Annotated in this window: 16 protein-coding genes and 3 pseudogenes; 7 read left to right on the forward strand and 12 right to left on the reverse strand. The window is 59.4% G+C overall.

Annotated elements, in window-relative coordinates; all coding sequences use genetic code 11:
- Positions 1-237 precede the first annotated feature (237 nt).
- Positions 238-651, reverse strand: a pseudogene (locus V4R08_RS15590) (sigma factor-like helix-turn-helix DNA-binding protein); the annotation flags it as partial.
- 176 nt (positions 652-827) lie between these two features.
- Here V4R08_RS15590 and V4R08_RS15595 point away from each other — a divergent pair.
- Positions 828-1157, forward strand: a pseudogene (locus tag V4R08_RS15595) (IS5/IS1182 family transposase); the annotation flags it as partial.
- A gap of 354 nt (positions 1158-1511) precedes the next feature.
- On the opposite strand, the gene V4R08_RS15600 reads toward V4R08_RS15595, so the two are convergent.
- From V4R08_RS15600 to V4R08_RS15610, 4 genes are all read right to left on the reverse strand, one after another.
- Positions 1512-1820 (reverse strand): WGR domain-containing protein, encoded by a 309-nt coding sequence (locus V4R08_RS15600; RefSeq protein WP_335580325.1) that lies wholly within the window; start codon positions 1818-1820, stop codon positions 1512-1514.
- Entirely contained in the window at positions 1817-1951 is a 135-nt protein-coding gene (locus tag V4R08_RS18265; RefSeq protein WP_442935692.1) for a helix-turn-helix domain-containing protein, read from the reverse strand. Before V4R08_RS18265 ends, V4R08_RS15600 begins: the two co-directional genes overlap by 4 nt.
- A gap of 34 nt (positions 1952-1985) precedes the next feature.
- A complete protein-coding gene (locus tag V4R08_RS15605; protein ID WP_335580326.1) occupies positions 1986-2180 on the reverse strand; it encodes a hypothetical protein in 195 nt (64 codons plus the stop codon).
- Positions 2181-2524: 344 nt separating this feature from the next.
- Positions 2525-3757 carry an IS701 family transposase gene (locus V4R08_RS15610; protein ID WP_335577531.1) on the reverse strand — a complete coding sequence of 411 codons (1233 nt, stop codon included), beginning with the start codon at positions 3755-3757 and terminating at the stop codon, positions 2525-2527.
- A gap of 389 nt (positions 3758-4146) precedes the next feature.
- Between V4R08_RS15610 and V4R08_RS15615 the strand changes: the two genes are divergently transcribed.
- Positions 4147-4293, forward strand: coding sequence for a hypothetical protein (locus V4R08_RS15615; protein WP_335580327.1), 147 nt, complete (start codon positions 4147-4149; stop codon positions 4291-4293).
- A gap of 390 nt (positions 4294-4683) precedes the next feature.
- Here the strand turns inward: V4R08_RS15615 and V4R08_RS15620 are convergent, their stop codons facing one another.
- Complete coding sequence (locus V4R08_RS15620) at positions 4684-5229, reverse strand: DUF488 domain-containing protein (RefSeq protein WP_335580539.1); 546 nt, start codon at positions 5227-5229, stop codon at positions 4684-4686.
- Between the two features lie 150 nt (positions 5230-5379).
- Positions 5380-5880, reverse strand: a complete 501-nt coding sequence (locus V4R08_RS15625; RefSeq protein WP_335580328.1) for a hypothetical protein — start codon at positions 5878-5880, stop codon at positions 5380-5382.
- 124 nt (positions 5881-6004) lie between these two features.
- Between V4R08_RS15625 and V4R08_RS15630 the strand changes: the two genes are divergently transcribed.
- The 3 genes from V4R08_RS15630 (at position 6005) to V4R08_RS15635 (ending at position 6698) form a co-directional block, all read left to right on the forward strand.
- Entirely contained in the window at positions 6005-6280 is a 276-nt protein-coding gene (locus V4R08_RS15630; protein WP_335580329.1) for a hypothetical protein, read from the forward strand.
- Between the two features lie 149 nt (positions 6281-6429).
- Positions 6430-6552 (forward strand): type II toxin-antitoxin system ParD family antitoxin, encoded by a 123-nt coding sequence (locus tag V4R08_RS18270; protein WP_442935693.1) that lies wholly within the window; start codon positions 6430-6432, stop codon positions 6550-6552.
- A gap of 8 nt (positions 6553-6560) precedes the next feature.
- On the forward strand, positions 6561-6698 hold the full coding sequence (locus tag V4R08_RS15635) for a hypothetical protein (protein WP_335580330.1): 138 nt from the start codon (positions 6561-6563) through the stop codon (positions 6696-6698).
- 227 nt (positions 6699-6925) lie between these two features.
- Here V4R08_RS15635 and V4R08_RS15640 read toward each other — a convergent pair whose 3' ends face one another.
- From V4R08_RS15640 to V4R08_RS15650, 3 genes are all read right to left on the reverse strand, one after another.
- A complete protein-coding gene (locus tag V4R08_RS15640; protein ID WP_335580331.1) occupies positions 6926-8281 on the reverse strand; it encodes an IS5-like element ISNha6 family transposase in 1356 nt (451 codons plus the stop codon).
- Between the two features lie 246 nt (positions 8282-8527).
- Positions 8528-10144, reverse strand: coding sequence for a cytochrome c oxidase subunit I (ctaD, locus tag V4R08_RS15645; protein WP_335580332.1), 1617 nt, complete (start codon positions 10142-10144; stop codon positions 8528-8530).
- 205 nt (positions 10145-10349) lie between these two features.
- Positions 10350-10502: an aa3-type cytochrome c oxidase subunit IV gene (locus V4R08_RS15650; RefSeq protein WP_335580333.1), complete on the reverse strand. Its 153-nt coding sequence runs from the start codon at positions 10500-10502 to the stop codon at positions 10350-10352.
- Positions 10503-10898: 396 nt separating this feature from the next.
- Here V4R08_RS15650 and V4R08_RS15655 point away from each other — a divergent pair, with 396 nt between their 5' ends.
- Positions 10899-11996 (forward strand): Acg family FMN-binding oxidoreductase, encoded by a 1098-nt coding sequence (locus tag V4R08_RS15655; protein WP_335580334.1) that lies wholly within the window; start codon positions 10899-10901, stop codon positions 11994-11996.
- Positions 11997-12355: 359 nt separating this feature from the next.
- On the opposite strand, the pseudogene V4R08_RS15660 reads toward V4R08_RS15655, so the two are convergent.
- Positions 12356-12595 (reverse strand): annotated as a pseudogene (locus V4R08_RS15660) (SPFH domain-containing protein); the annotation flags it as partial.
- A 504-nt stretch (positions 12596-13099) separates the two neighbouring features.
- On the reverse strand, positions 13100-13600 hold the full coding sequence (locus V4R08_RS15665; RefSeq protein ID WP_335580335.1) for a hypothetical protein: 501 nt from the start codon (positions 13598-13600) through the stop codon (positions 13100-13102).
- An 83-nt stretch (positions 13601-13683) separates the two neighbouring features.
- On the opposite strand from V4R08_RS15665, the gene V4R08_RS15670 reads away from it, so the two are divergent.
- Positions 13684-14022: a hypothetical protein gene (locus V4R08_RS15670; RefSeq protein ID WP_335580336.1), complete on the forward strand. Its 339-nt coding sequence runs from the start codon at positions 13684-13686 to the stop codon at positions 14020-14022.
- Positions 14023-14156 lie beyond the last annotated feature (134 nt).

Below are 14156 nucleotides of genomic sequence, written 5' to 3' on the forward strand. Positions count from 1 at the left end.
AAGGTAGCAAGACGGCACCGAAGGGCAAGGCGCCGCTCGGGGCTTTGCCCCTCCGAGATCCCGGTTGGGAAGCTTCATCTCGCCGGCGGATGTCGGCGCTTCCCGCCCAGGCAGCTTCAGCATGACTCATACCGGATCGATCGGGAGATAACGCACATGACGGGCGCCAGTCCGCCGGACGCGGAATCGCCGAGCAAGACGGCAATGCCGCCGGTAACAACCACGAGCGAGGAGTCCAAATGTCGCGCTCGTCCGGCGCTCGAAAGCGGCGTAGCGTTCACAAAACCAGGCGTAGCCGTAGCCGTCGGGATGGGTAGCGCGATATTCCTGCCACAACAGCGTTAGCGTCACGCCCTTGCGCTTCAGCTCCCGGGCGATCAGTGCAAAGTCCGGCTCGCGCTGATCGCGGGGCGGACGGCCGGCACGGCCGAACAGCAGCCGTTCAAGCGCCACGTCATCGTCATGGGCCGGCGGCAGCGGCCACGACAGACCGGCCTCCCGCGCCCGCAGCAGATAGGTCGATATCATCGTCTTGCTGATCTGCAGCCGTTCCGAAATCTCGCGCACCGACAGACCCTGTTCATGGGTCAGGCGCAGGATCGTGCGGATATCCCTCACTGTCGTTTGTCTCGCTTGCTTCCGTCTTGGCATGGCCCCTCTCAACTCAATCGTGAGGGCCAAACTGCCAGAACGGCGCAGCCGAGAACCGGTCGCCAAATCCAATCCCGGAACTGTCCGGGATTTAGTGAAATAGCTGTCCCGTAACTACTGAAATCGCTGTCCGGGGTTTACCGGAATCTCTGTCCGGGAATTACTGAAACACGCACATTGCGCACGCGAAGGCGCTTCCGGGAAATCCATACGACGGCCACACGCTGGAAAGCATCATCCCCGATGTCGAGCGTCAAATCGGCGCGCCCATCAATCGGCTCGCCGCCGACAAGGGCTATAGGGGCCACAATGCTCCGCCAGAATACAAGTTCAGGATTTACATCTCGGGCCAGAAACGCGGTGTCACCGCCCCGATCAAGCGCGACCTGCGACGACGTTCGGCGATCGAGCCTGTGATCGGTCACGCAAAATCAGACCACCGCATGGACCGCAATTATCTCAAGGGCTCCGAAGGCGACGCCATCAACGCCGTGCTCGCCGCCGCCGCGGCCGCATGCCAACCATTAATCATTCTCGGTCGCATGAAATCTCGTTCTTCACGGACGACTACTTCGGCGGCCGCAACCCAGGCGAATTTGCCCAAGCGTCCAAATAAGCTGCGGTATCGACTCTACGAGCGCACTTTTCGAGGCAGCTTTTCTCGGCGCCGGGTGGGAGCACGCTGGCTTGTTCCTCTACGCCGTTAGCGAAAGCCTTGAGCCGATTGTGTAGTGAAATGGTCGATTTGGAACGTTGCCGTTTTTGCATGGCGGACCTCGTCCGTTTGAGTAGCGGGAGGGGCCGTAGCCTTTTCTCATCATCGATGGATACCGCGGGGTCGTGCGATGACGACGGCAACGCTAGGGCAAACCTGAGTCGAAAGCTTTCACCCATGTCAAAGTTGACGCTCGTGACGCGTTAAATAAACGTGAACGGTTGAACCGCTCAGTGATATCCCTTTCGGGCTTTCCGAGTGTAGTGGCCGACCATGGCCAGGTCAGCGGTGCCGCGCGTGGGATAGTTGTCGAGACGCACCTGACCAGGCCGGCCGAGACGCCCCCCTCGCGGACGAGCGACCAGCCGCCGAACAAATCGGGCTGCACGTCGAGCTTGTAGAATCGCTGCATGTTTTGGGTCGCGCCGATGCGGGTGAGTACGATAGCGGTCATGATTGCCTCCTTGAGATTGTCGAGCGGTGAACGCCGTAAGACTCGGCCAGCTTCACCTGGGTTTCGCCATTGGCCAGACGCTCGCGTATCTCCGCGAGCTGCACGGCCTTGAGCTTCGGTTTGCGGCCCATCTTCACGCCACGGGCTTTCGGCTGGCGGCGGCCTTCATTGGTGCGTTGAGGATGCGCTCGCGCTCTGGGCCAGCGAGTGGCCGATGATCGACACTGCGAGCGATGCACTCGTCATGACGCCGAGCGCACCATTGGCCAAGGACGCCACGCGCTTAGCATGGAGGTCATCGGCGAAGATTCCAGCGAGAAAGTCGTGAACAAAATCAATGCGCTTGATCGGACGGCTCATGGCGGCGGCTCGTAAGGATGCGAGTCGCGATCCTCATGAGGTGTCGGACAAATCAGGCTCATCTGAGTCCGCCCAAAATGAGGGGAGCCATGAGGCAGGGGTCCACATCAAGGCTCCAAAGTGAGAATCAGCAATCACCTTGGAATCACTCGGACTTCAGCCACTCAACCCTTTTCGAAACGACCTCTAACATTACAGTTGCCGTTTTGATTTGAAGTGAGCGCGCTGAGCGGCAGCCTGGTGAGCCCTGCGCCAGCAAGACCATGCGATGATGTGTGCGGGTTGGATCCGCTTTCGCGCGAGTCGGATGGCAACGCGGCGAATTTCCTGGATCGACCAACGGATCAGTGGCGGCGTGGTGATGCTTTGGCTTTTGCCGGCGGGCGGCGTTTGGTTTTTTTGGGTGGCGGATTAGCGCGATGTCGGATCGCCGCCATCATGGCGAAGGCGAGCATCACCAGGGACACATGACGGTGCCACCCATGCCAGGATCTGCTCTCGTTGTGATCGAGGCCGAACTCGTTTTTCGCGGTTTCAAAGCTGTCCTCGATTGCCCATCGATGGCCTTCAACCGCGACCAGCGTTTCAATTGATGTGCCTGCTGGACACCAGGTGGTGAAGAAGGCGAGGTCATCGTCGGCGATGCGACGGCGGATCAGGAGACCGCGCGTCCACACACCATCATTTGTGCGGTTGAACTGACCGGCCTCGAGATCGGCCAATTCGAGATAACACCAGTCGTGCAGCCGCGGCCCTTTGGTTCCGGCTCCCGCCGACAGGCGCTTCCAGTCAGATGAGCGCCGCGTCCGGGCGATGTCTGCAGCCGTCCCGGCGACCGGCGATCGCTTGCCCCAGGATCGAAACACATGAGCGCTGCTGACCCCAAGCACGTAGCCTTTGCCTGCCCGACGCAGTTGCTGTTCGATGTCGCCAACACCGTAGACGGTATCACCGGCAACCCACTTGAATGGGACAGACGCGGCTATCGCGCGTGCGATCATTCTTGTCGCAAGCTTCGGTTTGGTCGCAAAGCCGACGTCGGCAGGCACATATGCGGCTTTTAGACGGTCGGGATCGTCGGTCCATTCCTTCGCAAGATACAACGCCCGATCGATGAACGCATGACCATGACGCGAAACGTAGGTCGCGAAGACCCCGATCTGGCAGTTCGTAATCTTCCCTGCCGAACCCGTGTATTGCCGCGCCACGCCGCAGGACGCTTTGCCCTGCTTGAGAAAGCCGGTCTCGTCGATCACCAGCACCGCATCGTCATCCGCCAGATGCTCGATGACATAGTCGCGCACGATATCGCGCAGGGCATCCGCGTCCCAATCTCCACGACCCAGAATGGCCTGCTGCCGCCAGGGGCCAGGATCGCCTGCCGCCTCGGCGCGCATCCAACCGGTCTTGCGCGGCTCGTCTCCGAGCAGGCCTTCCAGGAACAGGCCGGCATTCGCTGCAATACGCTGTTGCGTGAACAACGGACGTATCCGCTGCTTGATTTCTCGAAGCGACGCCGCCCACAACGCAAGCGTCTCCTCAATCGACGCTGCTTGCGTCCATGATCTCCGAATCATGGTTGCCTATGGATTCAGACGTCTCTCAAAAAGGCAACTGTAGTGCTAAGACGCAATCCAGCTTTAGTTTCGCTTACAAATCGCACCGGCGCACATCAGAACGCGCAGCGCGTAGTCACAAAAAGTTGTCAAGCATCGCTGGCACTCCGGTTGCGGTCGACGCGGATAAAGATATATCTATAATGCATCTTTAAAGGGCAGCCTTCGAACATGCGGTACCGGTGTTCCGGCTAGCCGCAGCAAGGATAGGCAGGATAGGTCGCGATCCTGCCTCGCCAAAGCGATCCGCGACGGAAGGAGCAGCAATGTCAGAGAGAATCAAAGGTTCAACCGTAAACGGGATGATCCTGGCAAGGGCGGCGAGCGGTCTTTCACATAGGAGACGTATGATGAACACAGCTAACAGATACGATCAGTTCCATGGCAGCGACGAAGGACCATCGTTCGATCCCGCTAACACTTTGGTGCCGATGCTAATCGGAGGTCTTGGTCTTATTGTCGTTGGGATGATCGCAGTCGGCATATTCGCGGGATGACCGTTTAATACGGAAGCAGACAAATCGTGCGCATTGACCATTTGAGGCGGGCACGGGCGGCTTGGTCGCTCCTTGCCGGCCGGGCGGTCAACGACCTGCCGCCATACACCTATCGGGAGATTTGCGACGAGATCGGCGTGCATTGGCGAAGCGCCCACCATTTTCTGGGCATCATCCGAAGGCATTGCAGCACGCACGGACTACCGCCGTTGCAGGTGCTGGTGGTGAATGGAGCGACTCGTTTGCCGGGCCAGGGTTGCGCGGGGGTGCCGAGAACCCGCCTCGCCTATGAAAGAGCCTTGCGCGCGATTTACACGCACGGATGGCCGCTTGTTGCTCCCTTTTAGGGAGGGATTACAAGTGGAAACCCGGCGCCGCACCGCTGCTCATTCAGCCGGCAATGTTTTTTGCCGTGTAGGTCACCGTCCCGTTTTTCCCGACGCGCGCGCCGGGCGTTAGTTTTGCCGGATCGACCTTATCCTTGCCCATCAGATGAAAGACGCTCTCGCCACGGGCGATGAGGTTATCTGCGACCAGACGCCGGTGGCAGCGCCACCAGACCGCCTCCGAGCACATCATCGCACACCGCTGCTCCCGTCCCAGCGCGATCAGTCGGTTGAGACCGCTCGCGAATGAGGTGGTGAGCGCATAATCCGCATAATTGTGAAAACTGGTGTTCTCCCAGAACCCGTTGATGTCCGGGTCGATCGCCTTCGCTTTACTGCGCAGGCCGCCCAGCTCGGCGATATGTTCGTACCCGATCTGAAACCCGGCCAATGCCTGCGGCAGTGTGTCGGTGTTGAACTGCGGATTGGTCCGCGACCTCGACACCGTGCGAATGTCCGCGACAACGGTCACGCGGCCTGCCCGCAGCAACTCAACAAACACCTCGATTGTCCGGGTGGAATGACCAATCGTGTAGAAAGGAAGCGTCATCCCGTCATTTGTGCGCCGTCTTTGCCGGCGTGTCACCTTGAACGTCAGCGCGTGAGCGGGCTTTTGCGTGAGGGATTGTGACCCGGATGGGCGGAGATAGCGCAAGCAGCTCCGAACACCGGTTAAAGCCCGGCCGGAACGGCACGCCCATCAATTCAAAGCGACAGCGCGAACGAAGGTCGAATAGAACGGCTCATCCATCGATACCGGCAACGCGCGCTCGATGGGCATGCACAGCGTCAGCGCCTTGCCACGCCGTACTGCGGGCACCTCGTCGAGCTGGTCGAGCCGTATCCAGTAGTCGGGGCGCTCGCCGCCTTCGGGATTGAGGCAGGCAAAATAGACGGTGCAGTGAAACAGCCGTGCGAAGGTGCGCAGCTTCCCCACCTCGTCGAGGTCGAATATCACCCCCTCGGGATAGATGGTTTTCGCCTTCACGTCGAAAGCCACCAGGCTGACGCCTGGAATCCCCACGATGTAATCGGGGCGCTTGATTTGCCCGCGCAACGGCAACGGCACGGTCAGGGGTGATTGTTCGACGTAGATGTGCGGCAACACCGCCGCGTCGAGCCCCTGGCGGAACGCCAGCTCGGCCGCCTCGCCCTTGGCGGCGTCGGCGGGCGCAATCGGCTGGCGCGGTCGTGACGGCATGCTGACAGATGCAGAGCGGCACCAGCGCGGGCTGACAGCATCAGCCGGGTTCCCGGCCGCTCGGCGATGGGGCACAGCCCGCCGAACCGTGCTATATTTGTCCGGCAACGGAAAGAACACGACCATGGCAGGCAAGGCGATCGGTATCGAACTGAGCGTGAAACAGCAGGCGCTGCTACAGCGTCAGCTTGAAAGCGGCCAATACGAGAACCTCATCGAGATGTTCGACGACGTGTTGCGGTTGATGAACGAACCCGACGCGGCGTTGTGTAAATGGCTGCGCGAGGAAATGCGGGCATCGCTGGCGGACAGGCACGCGCTCTCACCCAGGGATGAAGTATTCAATCGGGTGCGGGTGAAAATGAACCGCACGGCAAAAGCCGTCAGGCGTGGTGCATAAGGTCACTGACCGGCGCCGCGCTGAAATGCGGCGGCTGACAGAGCCGGCGCTCTACATCACCCTCGGGGCGTGCTTTTGGCGGCCTCGGGCATGCTGACAACGCCCGCGGCCGATGCATCAGCGCGCGGGACGTGGTATGGTTCGAGCCCGTGGCATCTGGCAAGGCAATCATCAAACTCGACGCAAAGCAGCAGGCTATTCTGCGACAGCAGTTGAATTCGGGGCGATATAAGAACGCAAACGAGGTCATCGACGATGCGTTGCGGCTGTGAGCCGCCGGATGTTCAAAGATCTTCTGAAGGATGAGAAAGATCACGCCGACGAGATCGCCGATTTGCCCTACACGGTCGATCCGACGACGGGCAAAACCATCCAGCAGTTCACGGGCGATTCGGTGAGCAAGCAGTCCAAAGGCTAAAGCTCTGGACGCTTGGCCGCTCATAACGAGAGAGCGAGGCTGGCCTCCGCATCGCAAGTTGAATGTGCCAACGAGATCGCCGACGAAGTGAAAGCCGGCTCGGCCGGGATAACAATGCTTTGTGACAGAGCACTACTACAGAGCTTATTATTTACTCAATGAATACGCCCTCTTACAACCTCCAAGGGCGAGAAGTCCATAGTTCGTCGTCCGTGAAGAACGAGATTTCATGCGACCGAGAATGATTGATGGTTGGCATGTGGCCGCATGATTGACACTAACCATGCGCGCAAAAGCAGCCTCAGCCAGGCGAGCAATCGGCGGAAGTTGTACCCGGCGGCGGCGAGCACGGCGTTGATGGCGTCGCCTTCGGAGCCCTTGAGATAATTGCGGTCCATGCGGTGGTCTGATTTTGCGTGACCGATCACAGGCTCGATCGCCGAACGTCGTCGCAGGTCACGCTTGATCGGGTCGGTGACGCCGCGTTTCTGGCCCGAGATGTAAATCCTGAACTTGTATTCTGGCGGAGCATTGTGGCCCCTATAGCCCTTGTCGGCGGCGAGCCGATTGATGGGCGCGCCGATTTGACGCTCGACATCGGGGATGATGCTTTCCAGCGTGTGGCCGTCGTATGGATTTCCCGGAAGCGCCTTCGCGTGCGCAATGAACTGGCCGCCCCTGGAATGGTTGAGCGTCGTGGCGATGGAGACTTTCACGCCGAACTCATAGGGTTTGTGCGATTTGCCCTTGGCGATGCATTCGATCTCCGGCGCGTGCAGGGAATAGATTTTCTTGCCGCGCTGCCTTTGTTGTTGATGATGCACCGCGTGGGCCAGCGACAACAGTTGCGCGAAAGCCGCCTGCCTGTCCGGATCGCCGGCGATCTTGCGCCTGATGTCGCGCATCACGCGGCCGAGATACGTGCGCAATGTCTTCAGCGCCCGGTTGGCGCGCCTGAACTGTTTCGCGTGAGCGTAGCGCTGATGCGCGATCAACGCGTGCTTGCCAACACGCTCGTAGGATTGCCGCAGGACGACGCCGTGCTTTTTGGCCAACCGCGCCAGCTTCTCGCGGGCGCGATGCATGAGTTTGGCATCGGTCGGGAACGCCACCGCCTTCGGCTGCACCGTCGTATCGACGATGATGCTGGTGAAGTCCGACGGCTTGGCCGCGCCAACGCGCGTGGCGACATTCAGGCTCTCCTGAATGAGCGCGACGATCTTGTCTTCGCCCATGCGCTGACGCCAGCGCGTCATCGAGGAGCGGTCGAAGGGAACGTCGTGACGAAAGAACGCCTCGCCACAAAACAATTGATAATAGGGGTTTTCGACCCAGCGTTCGCACAGCGCCTCGTCCGACAGATTGAACGTGTGCTTGAGGATCGCCAACCCCGCCATCAGCCGCGTCGGCAGGGGCGGCCGGCCGGGAACATCGGCGTAGACCGCCCCGAATTTGCCCTCGAGAAATCCCCAGTCGATCTGGCGCGCCAGCTTCGCCAACGCGTGGTTCATGTCGACGATCTGGTCGAGGTGCGACTTGAACAAATCATTCTGTCCGCTGTCTCGCCGCTCCTTCGGAAGCATCGCGATATCTCCGAATCAAACCCAGCCGGAGACATGGAATCACGCCGATTCCGCCAAATCAAATTGCAAGGAAATCGATATCGACATCCCCAAAACCGGCGATATCGAATACTTGCAAAACCCGCGAAATCATTCCGCCAGGACGGCTTCTGCATTTTTCACGGGCGACTAGTTCTATTGGCCAAAACCCGGTTCTGTCCAGACTGTGCGCGGCGCGCCAGGCGCGCCGCGCACGGTCATGACTGCTTACTGCACCTTCGGCAGCGTTCCGAACTGGTGGAACGGCGGCGGCGATGACAGCGTCCATTCCAGCGTGGTGGCGCCCTCACCCCACGGATTGTCGGCCGCCTGCTGCTTGCGCGCGAAGGCGTCGATCAGGCCGTAGAAGAAGATCAAGACGCCGAAGCCCGTGATGAAGGCGCCGTAGGACGAGATCTCGTTCCAGCCCGCAAACGCATCCGGATAGTCGACCGAACGCCGCATCATGCCCTGCAGTCCGAGGAAGTGCTGCGGGAAGAACAGAACGTTGGCGCCGATAAACATGAACCAGAACTGCACCTTGGCGATGGTCTCGTTGTACATGTAGCCGGAGATCTTCGGGAACCAGTAGTACCAGCCCGCAAAGATCGCAAACACCGCGGCAATGCCCATCACGTAGTGGAAGTGCGCGATGACGTAGTAGGTTTCCTGCAGCACGCGATCGACGCCCGCATTGGCCAGCACCACGCCGGTGACGCCGCCGACCGTGAACAGGAAGATGAAGCCGACCGCAAACAGCATCGGCGCCTTGAACTCGATCGAGCCACCCCACATCGTGGCGATCCACGAGAACACCTTCACACCCGTCGGCACCGCGATCACCATGGTCGCAGCGGTGAAATAGGCCTGCGTCGACGACGTCATGCCGACCGTGTACATGTGGTGCGCCCACACCACGAAGCCGACGCCGCCGATCGCGACCATCGCATAGGCCATGCCGAGATAACCGAAAATCGGCTTCTTCGAGAAGGTCGAGATCACATGGCTGATCATGCCGAAGCCGGGCAGAATCAGGATGTACACCTCGGGATGACCGAAGAACCAGAACAGATGCTGAAACAACACCGGATCACCGCCGCCGTCGGCAGCGAAGAACGTGGTGCCGAAGTTACGGTCGGTCAGAAGCATGGTGATCCCGCCCGCCAGAACGGGCAGCGACAGCAGCAGCATGAACACGGTGACCAGGATCGACCACACGAACAGCGGCATCTTGTGCATGGTCATGCCAGGCGCGCGCATGTTGAAGATCGTGGTGATGAAGTTGATCGCGCCGAGAATCGAGGACGCACCGGCCAGATGCACCGAGAGGATGACGAAATCCACCGCCGGACCCGGATGGCCGCTCGTCGACAGGGGCGCATACAGCGTCCAGCCCGTGCCGGCGCCAAGAGCGCCCGGTTCGCCCTCCACCATCGTCGAGATCAGCAGCAGCGCAAACGCCGCCGGCAGCAGCCAGAACGAGATGTTGTTCATGCGCGGAAACGCCATGTCGGGCGCCCCGATCATCAGCGGCACAAACCAGTTGCCGAACCCGCCGATCATTGCCGGCATCACCATGAAGAAGATCATGATCAGGCCGTGCGAGGTCGCAAACACGTTGTACTCGTGAGCAGGATGAAAAACCTGCACGCCGGGATACATCAGTTCCGCCCGGATGCCCATCGACATCAGGCCGCCGATGACCCCCGCAATGATGGCGAACACCAGGTACATGGTCCCGATGTCCTTGTGATTGGTCGAATACGCAAAGCGCCGCCACCCGGTCGGGTGGTGCGCATGGTCGTCGACGTGGTCATGGTCATGAGCAGATACTGCGGTTGCCATTGTCTACCCTTTCCAATAGGTGGTTTCGGATGAGGTTATACGCTGGGCTCAGGTGCTCTTGGATAGCTTGCCTAGGGGCCGCGAACTGCCGGGCCCGTCGATCAGCATCACAACGTCGGCTGTGGTCGGCGGACAAGCCGTCGACCACGCACAACTAAAGCACCAGCCACATTGCAAACGAAAATCCGGAACGACGACTGGACGATCAGATAAGGAAAATCGCCAACAACACGATAACGGTGGCGGCGGTCGCTGTGCCGAACATCCCTATCTTGAGGAACGTCTTATACTGTTGCTCGTGCGCCGGATAATCCATTCCTTCCGCTGTCAAATACACAATTTCGCTATGATCGGACATGCCAAGTCTCCCAAGGCACTGTTGATGTTGCGCCTCTCACGACGGTGACCGGTGAGATCGATATAGCTGCTCGCGGTCGCCGCCCATTCATGCAGTTCTGGGGGCTTACCCTTGCGGGTGTTCGCGATGGTAAGCGGTAGTCTGACGCTGGCCATAAGCTATAGCTAGAGAGAATATGGTTATGACGCCGGCAACAAGCGCGGTCGCAATGATTGTTTCGATTGGCATGTCGATCTCCTTTTTTGTTTCAACGAGCCAAGAATACATACAATTCTCATGCATGTTATGATCTGGCGCAAAGACGCCGAAAAACGTTCGTGGGAGATCGTAATGAAATACAATATCAGGCCGGCTTTCCGCACGGAAAGCCGCAAGAATATGTAACGGGAAACTACCATGCGTAATTCCCACCAACTGATGGACGACGATCCCTGGAAAGTGGATGCGGCCGACTGGCCAATGCACGGCACGCTAAACGAGAAACTGATATTTCTGCTGAATTATGCCGTTCTCGCGCCATCGATCCTCAACACGCAGCCATGGCGTTTCTCTCTTGCGGACGGCTACATCAGGCTGGAGGAAGACTGCTCGCGCCGTATGCTGGTAGTTGATCCCAAGGGTCGCGAAAGTACGATCAGCTGCGGCGCAGCACTGATGAACCTACAGGTCGCCGCGCGTAGTTTTGGCTGCGATTTGAAAATCGAAGTCATGCCGAAGTCTCACCCGGTCAATACGCTGGCTGCGATAAAGCTCGATGAGCAGAAACATCATCCTACAGAGGTCGATCAACAACTACGTGAGGCGATGAAACTCAGGCGCACGTTCCGTTTCAGCTTTGACCGGAGACCTGTCGATCCGCACCTCCTACATGAATTCTCGAAACTTGCGCGCCGCTACAACGTCGATCTCACTTGGATCGTCACGCACGAGCGCCACCGTGCGGTTGCTCAAGTGGTTGCTGAAGCTGAGAAGGTGCATCTCAGCAACCCAGACTTCAGGCAGGAGATCAGGCTTTGGCTTCAGCGGCGGCGTAGCGAAGATCATGAAAGTCTGAGAGAACTATATGCGCGGATGGGATCAGCCTCCGGGCACTCGCCCCAGAGCCGCGCGCATCCGGATCAGGGGACGCTCAGTGGTGCAGAGACGGCACGAAGCTTCGCAACTCCCGAATCCGGCTCTGCGCGCCAGTATGCATTGGTCGAATCCTCACCGGCACTTGTGTTGCTGGCGACGGAAAACGATAGTCGAAGCGAATGGCTCTCAGCGGGACAGGCTCTGCAACGGGTGCTCCTTGCGGCGGCCGTTGCCGGCTTATCCGCATCCTATCTGAACCCTCCGATAGAGCTCCCCCAACTTCGTCGCGAACTGGCGACCAGATTTGAGACCAGGGTCCTGCCGCAGGTACTGCTTCGGCTGGGGTTCGGAAGGACTATTCCGCCAACGCCTCGACGCACCGTACGGAAGGTATTGACGCTCAGCTCCGTCGTGAAGTGAGCACAGAGTTATCTTCTATATCGTTCGACCATCCCTCCGAGCGATTTCGGCGCGGAATCGTAAGCGAGACCGGGACGGTTGCCCGGGCGCCTTGCGATCGAAAAGGCCGTCCGGGCCGAGTGCATTGAACTTCATCACCCAGTCGCGAACAATTTGCACACCCACTCCGCCGATCTAGACCCCATGTTCGCGGCTGAGGGCTAGCGGCCCGCCCCACGGCAAGCTCCTATCGAGGGATGCGCCGGAAGGACCGGTGCCGAGCCTCAAGCATGGGGTCTAGGTTGCTTCCGTCCGCGTCGCACCGTCGTAGATCGCGGCCAGAGCCAGAAGTCGCCGCGCCTGCGGCCCGTCTTCTCATCCTGATTGTCGCGCCGCACATTGATTACTTTCTCCCGCCGCAGCCGCTCCGCCTCGGCCTGCTTGGCGATGGCGCGAGCCATGTTTTCATTGAGATCGATGTCCTTGATCTCGATATTGGCGACCTTGATCCCCCACGCATCGGTTTGCTGATCGAGAATCTCCTGAATGTCGGCGTTGAGTTTGTCGCGCTCCGCGAGCATCTCATCCAACTCATGTTTGCCGAGCACTGAACGCAGCGTGCGTCTGCGCTAAGGAAGCTCTGAACAACTTGGCGTGTGTTTCGGCTGGGGGTCTGGACGCCGATCGGCGCCGGGGTCACCGTTACCACACCAATAAAATCAGGACCTTAGTTCTGCGCGCGCGCCGGTTAAGGGGTCAAAGTTGGATCAGCATTTACACCTGTCAGCAATGAGGGGCCGTTGGGATCGACCGGGTAGAACCTGTCAATCGATTGCGAGGTGGAATCCGCTCGAAGGCACCATCGGCACATCTGTGCCACGTCCTGGAACCACGTGCTATGGCGATGATCGCGGAACGTCGCATTGTCGGAGAGCCAGCGTGCAAGGCATCGCGATTTGGTCGCCCCGACGACGAAAACCCTCCTCGCGCTCGATGATCTCAATGCACTTTCTCTCGCACTCGTCGCAGATATACGGGATGCACGGCGAGTCGTCATCCTCGTCGCTTCCACGTCGCTCGCTCAGTGCAGCAATCAACCATCAGGCAGGTCACTTCGTCCTCACTCACTTCGCCGCCGGCGTTACCGCATCGAGGCGATAGCCAGCGTGACAGGCGACGCAGTCCGAGAGCTGCGTGCTGAGACTCGCGAGCAGCTGCTCGCGGCTCGCGCCCGAATCGGCTGCGGTGGCAATCTCATCGAAGCGCTTATGGACGCTGAGCCCGAGCTGCTTGAACTCGAGCGGCAACTTAGCCATCAGTGCCGGATTGACGTCAGCCGCCGCCGTCACGCCGCTCGCGCGCGCCGCCTGCGCAACCTGCTTCATGTCGCCTGCCTTCACCCCGTCGACGACAACCTGCACGGTCTCAAGCATGCCGCGCATTTCGGTGAGCACGAGATTGCGCTCATCCGATGCCAGCAGAACAGCCGTGCGCCCGTCGGGCGCCACCTGCGTCTGACCGCGAACGAAGAAGAATACGGCGACAGCAACGGTAACAAGCCAAAGGGCGATGGCCGCGACGGACAGCACACGTGCAGTCATAGGATCATTCTCCTTCTTGCCCATGAGTAGCAGTTGTTGCCGGTGAAGTAACAGCCATCCATGCGCAGTGTCCACCATCGATTAGCAGTGCCAAGTCGCGCAGTCCATTGAACTTGAATATTCCGTCCGTGCTCCAGTGCCTTGATTTGTGTCAAGCGATAGATGTGCTGGCTCTCACCGAGTATCAACTTTTCCGGTTCCGTAATTTTTGTCACGTGCTAAATCACGACGTGCTCGCGCTTGAAAATTTGAGAAGCGTTTCTGGGTTGATTTGCCTCAATCACCTTTCAGGTTGTAGCGAACTGATCGCTGGCGGTGATGCAAGGCTCACGCGAGTTGCCTGCGCCTGCCGGCCGAGCACCGAAGTCACCAGCCGCTGCAATTTCGGCCGGCTATGCGGCGTGCTGACCGTTGACGGGCGGACGCTTGTTCGCACCGGCGATTGACTCAATAAATTCAAATTGAGAGCTCGAATTCGAGATCATTTCCCCGCCGGTCGGCTTGCGTCTGGGCTACGCCTCAATAGCTCAGCGAAAGCGTTGTCTTCCGAACCCATGAAATCCGCGAGGCCTGAGGCGGT

The sequence above is a fragment of the Nitrobacter sp. NHB1 genome (genome assembly GCF_036964665.1).
Lineage (GTDB): Bacteria > Pseudomonadota > Alphaproteobacteria > Rhizobiales > Xanthobacteraceae > Nitrobacter.